The 10,153-nt window shown below is 65.0% G+C and carries 13 protein-coding genes; 8 read left to right on the top strand and 5 right to left on the bottom strand.

From position 1 onward, the window contains the following. Positions 1-414, bottom strand: a 414-nt coding sequence (locus SAS01S_RS20295; RefSeq protein WP_218016345.1) for a GcrA family cell cycle regulator, incomplete at its 3' end; no start/stop codon positions are given. 106 nt (positions 415-520) lie between these two features. On the opposite strand from SAS01S_RS20295, the gene SAS01S_RS20290 reads away from it, so the two are divergent. Beyond that, positions 521-1,330, top strand: coding sequence for an ABC transporter permease (locus SAS01S_RS20290; protein WP_066812801.1), 810 nt, complete (start codon positions 521-523; stop codon positions 1,328-1,330). 120 nt (positions 1,331-1,450) lie between these two features. Continuing rightward, entirely contained in the window at positions 1,451-2,182 is a 732-nt protein-coding gene (locus SAS01S_RS20285; protein WP_066812798.1) for a hypothetical protein, read from the top strand. Positions 2,183-2,216: 34 nt separating this feature from the next. On the opposite strand, the gene SAS01S_RS20280 is transcribed toward SAS01S_RS20285, so the two are convergent. Continuing rightward, on the bottom strand, positions 2,217-2,939 hold the full coding sequence (locus SAS01S_RS20280; protein ID WP_066812791.1) for a hypothetical protein: 723 nt from the start codon (positions 2,937-2,939) through the stop codon (positions 2,217-2,219). A gap of 137 nt (positions 2,940-3,076) precedes the next feature. On the opposite strand from SAS01S_RS20280, the gene SAS01S_RS20275 reads away from it, so the two are divergent. The 6 genes from SAS01S_RS20275 to queE all read left to right on the top strand — a co-directional run bounded on the left by SAS01S_RS20275 (position 3,077) and on the right by queE (position 8,417). Beyond that, the gene (locus SAS01S_RS20275; protein ID WP_066812800.1) at positions 3,077-4,276 is read left to right on the top strand and encodes an aspartate aminotransferase family protein; all 1,200 of its coding nucleotides are present in this window, start codon (positions 3,077-3,079) and stop codon (positions 4,274-4,276) included. 199 nt (positions 4,277-4,475) lie between these two features. Beyond that, a complete protein-coding gene (argF, locus tag SAS01S_RS20270; protein WP_084239272.1) occupies positions 4,476-5,396 on the top strand; it encodes an ornithine carbamoyltransferase in 921 nt (306 codons plus the stop codon). Positions 5,397-5,513: 117 nt separating this feature from the next. Beyond that, positions 5,514-6,422, top strand: coding sequence for an Hsp33 family molecular chaperone HslO (gene hslO / locus SAS01S_RS20265; protein ID WP_066812789.1), 909 nt, complete (start codon positions 5,514-5,516; stop codon positions 6,420-6,422). 85 nt (positions 6,423-6,507) lie between these two features. Then, complete coding sequence (locus SAS01S_RS20260; RefSeq protein ID WP_066812787.1) at positions 6,508-6,924, top strand: DUF3617 domain-containing protein; 417 nt, start codon at positions 6,508-6,510, stop codon at positions 6,922-6,924. 165 nt (positions 6,925-7,089) lie between these two features. Continuing rightward, positions 7,090-7,773 (top strand): 7-cyano-7-deazaguanine synthase QueC, encoded by a 684-nt coding sequence (queC, locus tag SAS01S_RS20255; protein ID WP_066812785.1) that lies wholly within the window; start codon positions 7,090-7,092, stop codon positions 7,771-7,773. 2 nt (positions 7,774-7,775) lie between these two features. Then, the gene (queE, locus tag SAS01S_RS20250) at positions 7,776-8,417 is read left to right on the top strand and encodes a 7-carboxy-7-deazaguanine synthase (protein WP_066812783.1); all 642 of its coding nucleotides are present in this window, start codon (positions 7,776-7,778) and stop codon (positions 8,415-8,417) included. Positions 8,418-8,426: 9 nt separating this feature from the next. On the opposite strand, the gene SAS01S_RS20245 is transcribed toward queE, so the two are convergent. From SAS01S_RS20245 to lipB, 3 genes are all read right to left on the bottom strand, one after another. After that, on the bottom strand, positions 8,427-9,101 hold the full coding sequence (locus tag SAS01S_RS20245) for a hypothetical protein (protein ID WP_066812781.1): 675 nt from the start codon (positions 9,099-9,101) through the stop codon (positions 8,427-8,429). 180 nt (positions 9,102-9,281) lie between these two features. Continuing rightward, positions 9,282-9,509, bottom strand: a complete 228-nt coding sequence (locus tag SAS01S_RS20240) for a hypothetical protein (RefSeq protein ID WP_066812779.1) — start codon at positions 9,507-9,509, stop codon at positions 9,282-9,284. Positions 9,510-9,576: 67 nt separating this feature from the next. Next, positions 9,577-10,153 (bottom strand): lipoyl(octanoyl) transferase LipB (lipB, locus tag SAS01S_RS20235; RefSeq protein WP_066812777.1); only part of this gene is annotated, 577 nt, incomplete at its 5' end.

The raw sequence follows: 10,153 nt of genomic DNA, 5'->3' as shown, positions 1-10,153 counted from the left end.
CGGCGGCTGCTGCTCGCCCGGCGCCTGGCGCACGAAGCCGCCGGGGCCGACCGAGCGCAGGATCGGCTGCGGCGGCGAGTCGGGAGCAGGGGTACCAAGCGTAGCTGAGGGTATTGCCGCGGCTGACGGTGCTGCTGGCGCCGCGGCTGGTGCGGGAGCAGGCGCCGGCGCTGGGCGCGGTGCCTCTGCTATCGGCGGCGCGGCTCTCTTGACCGGCGCGGGAGCAGGGGCTGCCGACGCGCTGTCGTCATTGGGCTTCACGGGCGATGGGCGCGATTGCAGGCCGAGGCGATGCGCCTTGCCGATCACCGCGTTGCGGCTGACATCGCCCAGCGCCTCGGCGATCTGGCTCGCCGTCATGCCCTTTTCCCACATCGTCCTCAGCGTATCGATGCGGTCGTCGGTCCAGCTCATTCACATTCCTTCCAAAACGTCACCGGACGGTTGCGGGGCATCGCGTCAGCGCCTACCTGCGTGGCCGATGGACGCGCCCACCACTTCCGGTGAGAAAATCACTGTTATGGCACCCCCCGGTGTTCCGGTGATCCGGAGCGTGAACTGGGGTGGCCTGAGAACCCTCTATGTGAAGGAGGTGCGCCGTTTCTTCAAGGTGCACCTGCAGACGATCTGGGCGCCGGCCGCCACAACGTTGCTGTTTCTGGTCGTTTTCACGGTCGCGACGGGCGCCAAACGCCCTGTGACGGTCGGCGGCGTCGACATTCCGTTCGGCGATTTCATCGCGCCTGGCTTGATCATCAGCCAAGGCATGATGGGGCCGGCCTTCGCCAATGCCAGTTTCTCGCTGCTGGTCGGCAAGATCCAGGGCACGATCGTCGATTATCTGATGCCGCCTTTGTCGACGATGGAATTGCTCGCCGCTTTGGTCGGTGGGGCGATGACGCGAGCGTTCATCGTCGGCTTCATCGTCTGGGCGGCGATGGCGCTCTACGGCATCGGGGTCTGGCCGCAGCATTTGTGGGCAGTGGTCTGGTTCGGATTCCTCGGGGCGGCGTTCCTGTCGCTGCTCGGCGTGCTGACCTCGATCTGGGCCGACAAGTTCGACCATGCCGCGGCGGTGACCAATTTCGTCATCGTGCCGCTCGGGCTGTTATCGGGCACCTTCTATTCGGTCGATCGCCTGGCACCTGCGTTCCGCGCATTCAGCCATGCCAACCCGTTCTTCTACATTATCTCGGGTTTTCGCTACGGCTTCCTCGGCACCGCCGATTCGCCGGTGCTGATCGGCAGCGCGGTGGTGTTCGGCCTGGACGTCGTGTTGGCGCTGGCCTGTTATTGGCTGCTCAACAAGGGCTGGAAGATCAAGTCCTGACCGGTCCCCGTTGTGGCGTTTGGCCGGCCTGCGTGAACGCCGTCTGACGCGGCCATTCAGCCCGCACGCAACATCCCACTGCTACCGCGCGTTATGATCCCACCCAGTGGAGTTCCGGTAATGCGCATTCTGTTGATATCGGCGGCGAGTCTCGCCGTCCTGAGCGCCGCGCCCGCGACGGCGCAATCCTATAATCCCAATTATTCGGACAGTTACGGTAACGGTTATGCCCGTCGCTCGGTGCCGACGCCGTACCAGGTCCGTTCGATGATCGATGCCGCCCAAAGCCGCGGCGAGCTTTCGGACGATCAGGCGAGCAATCTGCGCGAACAAGCCGATGACCTGGTGCGGCTGGATCGCCGCGCCCAGCGTGACGAAGATGGCAATGTGCGCCGCGATCTCACGCGCCGGACTTTTGCGCTGCTGCGCGATCTGCGCGAGGCGCGCGGCGACTCGGGCAATGACTACGCCTATCGTGGCCGATCGACGGACTATCCGCCCGCTTATGGCTCCACGCCTCAGGGCGGCTATGACAGCGCCCGACGTGCGCCCGGCGACGATGACCAGCCTTATTCGTCCGCGCCGGACGATTCGTATCGCAGCACGCCCCGGGCGAACGATCCGTACAATAGATCGCCGTCCTCCGGTCCTGGCCATACCGCGCCGGAGAATTACGATTCCTATCGCGCGCCGTCGCTAAACGAGGACGCCGATCGATCGACGCCACCGGCCGGCGAGCCGTACGGCACAGCGCCGACGCCCAATGACGATCAGGGCTATGACGACCCCAACGGCCAGGACGACAGCATGACGCCGTCTGACGACGGTATCTACCGGCCGCGCAACAACTGATCTGCTGCGGGCGGCGGCTTGCCCGCCGCCCGCTTCATCCGAGCGAGTCCGCCACCGCGTTCAGCGCTGCGGCGGGATCGTCCACGATCGGATCGCCGTGTGAGACGATCACTCGCTTGAGCTCGGGGATCGCCGCCCAGTCGCGGAGCTGACGCGCCAGCGCGGCCTGGTCGGCGATCATCATCCGCTTGACCACGCGGGGCACGCGCGGGCCCGACACGCCGAACCCCATCAGCCGCGCCATGATGTTCGCGCCTAGCCCGTGCGGGTGGCGGACATGGCCGATCACGTCGTTGACGATGAGAGTGACGCCCGAGGCGCGGCGTACCTTCAGCGCGAATTCGTCCTCCTTCGCGCCGGCCACGGTCATGAAGGCAAGGTCGGGGTCGCCGATAATGTCGTCGGTCGCGTCGACCGGCACCACCTCTTCGACCGCCGATCGCGCGCTCGGCGGCGCCAATACCTTGATCGACGGATAGCGCGCCTTCCAGATCTTCGCGTCGAGCCGGTGCGCGCGGTTGGGTACGATCAGGAAACTCGGCGCCCCCAATCCCTCGATCCGGGCCATCTCCGCGGTGTCGAGCGCGATCGCGCTCCAGATCGCGGTGCGCTTGCCGCCAAGGCCGATTACCGTCATCCGCCGCGGGAAATTGCCGAGCGGCATCGGAATATCACCGGCGACCGTGAGCAGGGCCTCGTCGATCGTTTCGATCTGTCCATGGGGTAGGACGATCCAGTTGTCATGCACCTTGGGCATGGTGCTCTCAACCCACGTCATGGCCTATTCGATCCGGTGGTGTTGACGCTCCATGGCGCTACCAAGTAAATGCCCGTTCCGGGCGGTCCGGATGGGCCGCCCTTTTTGCTTTTTTGCAACTGAAGGAGGCCATCGCCGTGACCATCACTCCGCTCATGCCCGTCTATCCGCGGTGCGGGGTGCGTCCGGTCCGAGGCGAGGGCTGCTATCTGATCGGCGAGCGCGGCGAGCGCTATCTCGATTTCGCCGCCGGCATCGCGGTCAACGCGCTTGGCCACGGCCATCCCAAGCTGACCAAGGCGATCGCCGACCAGGCCGCCACCCTGATGCACGTGTCGAACCTGTACGGGTCGCCGCAGGGTGAGAGCCTGGCGCAGCGCATCGTCGATATCAGCTTCGCCGACACGGTGTTCTTCACCAATTCAGGGGTCGAGGCGATCGAATGCGCGATCAAGACCGCGCGCCGCTATCACGACGTCAACGGCAATCCCGAACGCTACAAGCTGATCACCTTCAAGAACGCCTTCCACGGCCGTTCGCTCGGTGCGATCAGTGCCACCGACCAGCCCAAGATGCGCGATGGGTTCGAGCCGCTGCTGCCGGGCTTCGATTATGCCAGGTTCAACGACCTTGAAGGCGCGCTGGCGCTGATCGATGACGAGACCGCCGGCTTCATGGTCGAGACGGTGCAGGGCGAAGGCGGCATGACGGCGGGCACGCCCGAGTTCATCCAGGGCCTGCGCAAGGCGTGCGACGAGCGCGGCCTGTTGCTGATCCTCGACGAGATCCAGTGCGGTTACGGCCGTACCGGCAAGATGTGGGCCTATGAGCATTACGGCATCACTCCCGATATCATGACCGTTGCCAAGGGCATCGGCGGCGGCTTCCCGCTCGGTGCGTGCCTCGCCACCGAGGAAGCGGCCAAGGGCATGGTGATCGGCACGCATGGATCGACCTATGGCGGCAACCCGCTGGCGATGGCAGCGGGTGAGGCTGTGCTCGACGTGATGCTCGAGCCGGGCTTCCTCGAGCACGTGACCGCGATGGGTGACCGCCTCCGCGCGGCGTTCGAGCAGCTTATCCCCAACCATGACGATCTGTTCGAGGAAATCCGCGGCAAGGGTCTGATGCTCGGCATCAAGATGAAGGAGCTGGCGGTCAGCCGCGATTTCGTCGCGCATCTGCGCGACAATCACGGCCTGCTGACGGTCGCCGCCGGCGAGAATGTGTTCCGCGTGCTGCCGCCGTTGGTGATCGAGGAAAACCACATCGCCGAATGTATCGAGCGGCTGAGCGAAGGCGCGCGGACGTACGCCGCCGCCGCCGTGGCGGCGTGAAGATTTCCCTCTCCCTGTGGGAGAGGGAAGGGGCCCGCTCGGCGCAGCTGAGCGGGAAGGGTGAGGGCAGCCTCGTCCTCTCTGCCCTCACCCTTCCGCCGCTTCGCGGCTCCCTCCCGCATCAGGTAAACAGCGCCCCGCGCTGTTTAGGTCGTGCCGGGGGCATGACCGGCCTGATGCGCTCAAAGGGAGAGGGAATTTGACCCGCCACTTCCTCAACCTCGCCGACGCCGGCCCTGACGGCGTCGCCGCGATGCTGGCTGATGCGCTCGACCGCAAGGCGGCGCGCGCCGGCTGGCCCAAGGGCAAGGTCGACGCCGACGCGCCGCTCGCCGGGCAGGTGCTGGCGATGGTTTTCGAGAAGAACTCGACCCGTACCCGCTTCAGCTTCGACATGGCGATTCGCCAATTGGGCGGCACCAGCATCGTGACGGATGCCGGCCAGATGCAGCTTGGCCGCGGCGAAACCGTCGCCGATACCGCGCGCATCCTGTCGGGCTATGTCGACGCGATCATGATCCGCACCGACGACCACGCCAAGGTCGAGGAACTCGCAGCTTATGCCAGCGTGCCAGTGATCAACGGCCTGACCGATTATTCCCATCCGTGCCAGATCGTCGCCGACCTGCAGACGGTGATCGAGGCCGGCTATTCGTTACCGGGGCTTAAGGTGGCGTGGCTGGGCGACGGCAACAACGTGCTCACCTCGATGATGGAAGCGGCCGGACTGATGCAGTTCGACGTGGTCGCCGCCTGCTCGCAGGGATTCCAGCCGTCCGAAGCGGAAGTCGCGTTGGCCAACGGGCGCGCCAGGGTAGTTGGAACCGCCCGCGAGGCGGTGGAGGGCGCGGACATCGTCGTCACCGACACCTGGATCTCGATGGGGCAGGAGCATGCCGACACCAAGCTCGCGGCGATGATGCCGTTCCAGGTGACGAGCGAGTTGATGGCGGGCGCCAAGCCCGGTGCCAAATTCCTCCACTGCCTGCCCGCGCATCGCGGCGAGGAAGTGGTTGCCGAGGTGATCGATGGGCCGCAATCCCTGATCTGGCCCGAAGCGGAGAACCGGCTGCACGCCCAGAAATCGATCCTGCGCTGGTGCTTCGGGCAGATCGGTTGACCGCGGGCAGCGCGCTTCCCACATCCGTCATGCCGGCACACGTCGGCATCTCATGCAATTTGGCGCAACGCTGAACGCCAGAGACTCCAGCTTTGGTTGGGGTGACGAAGGATTGTTATGACCGGAGACGTTACCGACCTCGACCAGACGATCGGCTTCACCATTCCCGCTCGCCACGCGCGCGGCCGGTTGGTGCGGCTGGGGCCGGTGCTCGACGAGATTCTGGCGGCGCATGCCTATCCGCCGGCGATCGAACGGTTGCTCGCCGAGGCGCTGACCTTGACCGCGTTGATCGGCTCGACGCTCAAGGATCCATTGGGGGAGCTCACCATCCAGGCGCAGACCCAGGCGGGCGTGGTGAAGCTGCTGGTGTGCGATTATCGCGGCGGCGAATTGCGCGGCTATGTCCAGTTCGATGCCGACCGTCTGGCCGAGGCGCCCGAGGAGCCGACCCTATTCGCCTTGTTCGGCGAGGGATATCTGGCGATCACCTTCGATCTGGCGGGAACCGGCGAACGCTATCAGGGCATCGTTCCGCTCGATGGCGAAACGCTGGCCGAGGCCGCGGAGAGCTATTTCGCCCAGTCGGAGCAGATCCCGACGCTGATCAATTTCGGCGTCGCGCGCGATCGCGCCGGCCAACACGTCGCCGGTGGGCTGCTGCTGCAACATCTGCCGGAAGGCGAGATCGGGCGCGAGCGGCTGCATGTGCGGCACGACCATCCCGAATGGGAGCATGTCGCGATCCTGGGTCGGACGATGGGGGCGGACGAACTCACCGATGCGGCGATCCCGTTGGAAACGCTGATCTGGCGCCTATTCAACGAAGAAGAGGAAGTGCGCGTGCAGGCGCGGTCGGATTTCCGCAAGGGATGCCGCTGCGACCCCGCGTATATTGCCGGCGTGCTCGCCAAATTCACGCCCGAGGACCGGCGCGAGATGGCCGACGAGCATGGCATGATCAACGTCGATTGCGCGTTCTGTGCCAAGTCGTTTCCGGTGCCGGCGGAGTTGGCCGCGCCCTAGGTTCGTTTTCAGCTTTGCTGAGACAGACTCTAACGATTGTAACACTGCCCGCCCATCGCCACATTTGGACGGCAGAGGAGTGCGCATGGGGAAGGGGACGATCATCTTAGCCGCGTTTGCGGCCATGGCGGGTCTCGGCGCAGGCGTGGCGGTCGCAGCGGGGCCGGTCGCGCTCGACAGGCTCGCCCTGGGGCAATGGCAGTTGCACGAGATCGGCAGCGCCGACACGCCGCGGCAGATGTGCATGCACAATCCGCTGCAGATGGTTCAGCTGTTCCATCCGGGCGTGCAATGTACGCGCTTCACTATCGACGATGCGCCCGATCACACCACGGTCCACTATACGTGCCAGGGTCGCGGTTATGGCCGGACCACGATCACGCTCGAAAGCCCCACCTTGATTCGCCTCGATACACAAGGGATCGATCCGCTGGGGCAGCCGTTCGATATTGTCTATGAAGGCCGCCGGACGGGGGCCTGCGCGCCGCCGCCGGTCCGTTAAGGCCGTGTTTAGGGTCGGTGGATTATAGAGGTTAGTGTGCTCTTCGGGCACGTTTCCTCCCTGGAAAGACGCTTGGAAGCGTCAAGACTGGGCCGCCGCAAGGCGGCCCTCTTCTTTTGGTCCGGCTTGCGGTGGACGCCCTAACCTCCTAGCTCCCGCCCGATCATGGAAAATACATCGCCTTTGGCGGTCGCGCTGATCTCGGGCGGCCTCGATTCGATGGTTGCCGCGGCCTCGATGAAGGCCGCGGGCTATCGCCTGCTCGCGCTTTCGGTCGACTATAACCAGCGCCACCAGATCGAGCTTGCCGCGGCGCGGCGAATCGCCGGCACGCTGGGTGCGGAACGCCATGTCGTGCTGCCGCTCGATCTGCGTGCGTTCGGCGGTTCGGCGCTGACCGCGGAGATCGACGTGCCCAAAGATGGCGTCGGCAGCGACATCCCGGTCACCTATGTGCCAGCGCGCAACACGATCTTCCTCAGCTTGTCGCTCGGCTGGGCCGAAGCATCGGGCGCACGCGACCTGGTGATCGGCGTCAATGCACTCGATTATTCGGGCTATCCCGATTGCCGCCCCGAATTCGTCGCCGCGTTCGAGGAGATGGCGGCGCTCGCGACCAAGGCAGGAGTGGAGGGCGACCGTTTCCGTATCCACGCGCCGCTCCAACACATGACCAAGGCGGATATCGTGCGCGAAGGCACGCGGCTCGGGCTTGATCTCGGGATGAGCTGGTCGTGCTACGATCCGGCGCCCGGCGGCGTGCATTGCGGCTTGTGCGACAGCTGCCGGCTGCGCGGCAAAGGGTTCCAGGAAGCCGGCATTCCCGACCCGACGCGCTACGCCGTCTGACGATGAGCTACGCGGTCAAGGAGATGTTCCTCACGCTCCAGGGAGAGGGCGTGAATGCCGGTCGGCGCGCGGTGTTCATCCGTTTCGCCGGATGCAATCTATGGTCGGGACGTGAACGGGATCGCGCGACCGCAATCTGCCGCTTCTGCGACACCGATTTCGTCGGCGTCGATGGCGAGGGAGGGGGGCGGTTCGCCGACGCCGCCGCGCTGGCGGAGGCAGCGGCGGGCTTTTGGGGCGAGGAGCGCGAGGAGCGCTTCTGCGTGCTGACCGGTGGCGAGCCGATGCTCCAGGTCGACGATACTTTGGTCGACGCGCTGCACACGGCCGGGTTCACCATAGCGATCGAAAGCAACGGTACGCTTGCCGTCCATCCCGGCCTTGACTGGGTCTGCATCAGCCCCAAGGCGGGGAGCGAGGTGGTCCAGCGATCGGGCGACGAGCTGAAACTGGTCTGGCCGCAGCCGGGTACCGATGTCGACGTGCTGGAAACTTGGGATTTCGCCCATCTGCTCGCGCAGCCGCTCGACACCGGATCGGTCGAAGGCAATGCCGCGACTGAGGCTGAGGCGATCGCCTTGGTCATGGCCCGACCGCGCTGGCGCCTGACGCTGCAGGCGCACAAGCGGCTTGGCTTGCGGTAGGGTTGTAACTCAGCGCTTCTTCTTGGCGCTGCTGCCGCAATAGGTCGCGCTATAGCGCCCCTTGCGCCAGCAATCGGGCTGGAAATCAGGCAGGAACAAATAGGTCCGAGTGTAGAACGCACGCGGGAATTGCTGTTCGCCATAGGGGATTAGGCTGTTGCGCAGCTCACGCATGTACCTGGTCGCGACATCGCCCAGCTGCCCGCGCGGCGCGAAGATCACTTCGCGGCCGATCTTGCTGGCAGTCTGGCAGAAGCCATATTGCGCGGCGACCGTCGCGAAAGCCGAATAAGTGCGCGTGCCGAAACGGTCGAACGCCGTCTGCCCCGCCGCCTTGGTCTTGGAAGTGCGGACGAAATAGCCGTTGATCGCTTCGAGCGAGGCTTTGAGCTCGGCCGAATGGTCGCGCAGCATCGCATTATAATTATCGACCGTCAGCAGCATCGGCGCGAAATCGCATTGCAACGCCGCGACATTGAGCGCGGCACGCATGTTCCACACCAGCCCGGCGCGCACTTCGGCCGGCGTCGCGCCCGGCAAAGCCATCCCCATTTCGGGTTCGGCACCGGTCACTGTCGCACCGCTGAAATCATAGGATTTCAGGAAAAACTGCGCCGATGCCGGCGATCCGGCGAACAGGCCGGCGGCGAGCGAAAGACTCGCCATGATACGCACGATTTTCATCCTCGTCCCTTCTCGCGCCCCCTGCGCAGGCACTTTCCTACGGTGATTTTCCTGCGCGCCCAAGAGGTTTCGGTGTGTTTAAGTTCGCGGAATCAGCGCCACGAATCGAAAGGGGCCGCCCGACGAACGGACGGCCCCTCGAAACCTAACCATCCGCCCGAAGGCGGACGACCAGACGAATTACATCGTCGTGTTGGTCGTGGTGGTGGTCGTGGTGTCGTTCGACATCATGTCGGTACCGTTCATGGCGCCGCCATCGACCGCAGTCATGTTGTCGGTGGTGGTCTCGTCAGTGACGTTCATGTCGGTGACATTGGTGGTGGTTTCGGTCTTGGTGCAGGCCGAAACCGCCAGGGCGGCGCCCGCGATCATGGTGCCGATCACGGCCTTCGAGATGAAAGAACGCATTTGGAAGCTCCCTAGATAGTGGATTTGGTCGGCTTTTCCGGCCTTATCACCCAAATCGAGGTGGACATTAGACACTAATCCGAAGTTGCTCAAGCCGCTTTTCGTGCGCGGAAAGCGCGTCCAGAAAGGCGGGCAGGTGAAGCGCCAATGCCGCGTCAAGTGCCTCAACCGCAATGGGTTTTCCAAGAGCGGCTGCGCTAGTCACGGCATAGTCGGCCAGGCCGCACGGCACGATTCCGCCAAAATGTGCGAGATCGGGGTCGAGGTTGATCGCGAAGCCGTGCAGCGTCACCCATCGTTTCACCCGCACCCCGATCGCGCCGATCTTCGCCTCCTCGGCGCCGTGCCCGGTCCAGATTCCGACGCGCCCCGATTCGGTCCGCGCCTCGATCCCGAAATCGCCCAGTGTCGCGATCAGCCAGTGTTCGAGCTCATGGATGAAGCAGCGCACGTCGCGCCCGCGGCGGTTGAGGTCGAGTACCAGATAGCCGACGCGCTGGCCGGGGCCATGATAGGTGTAACGCCCGCCACGCCCGGTCTGGACGACGGGAAAGCGCGGGTCGATCAGTTCGGCGGGATCGGCGCTGGTGCCTCCGGTATAGACCGGCGGGTGCTCGAGCAGCCAGACGAGCTCGCGCGCCTCG

The sequence above is a fragment of the Sphingomonas asaccharolytica NBRC 15499 genome (assembly GCF_001598355.1).
Classification (GTDB): Bacteria; Pseudomonadota; Alphaproteobacteria; order Sphingomonadales; family Sphingomonadaceae; genus Sphingomonas; species Sphingomonas asaccharolytica.
Note: the sequence above shows the minus strand (reverse complement) of the source record. Positions and strands in the feature narration are given on the sequence as shown.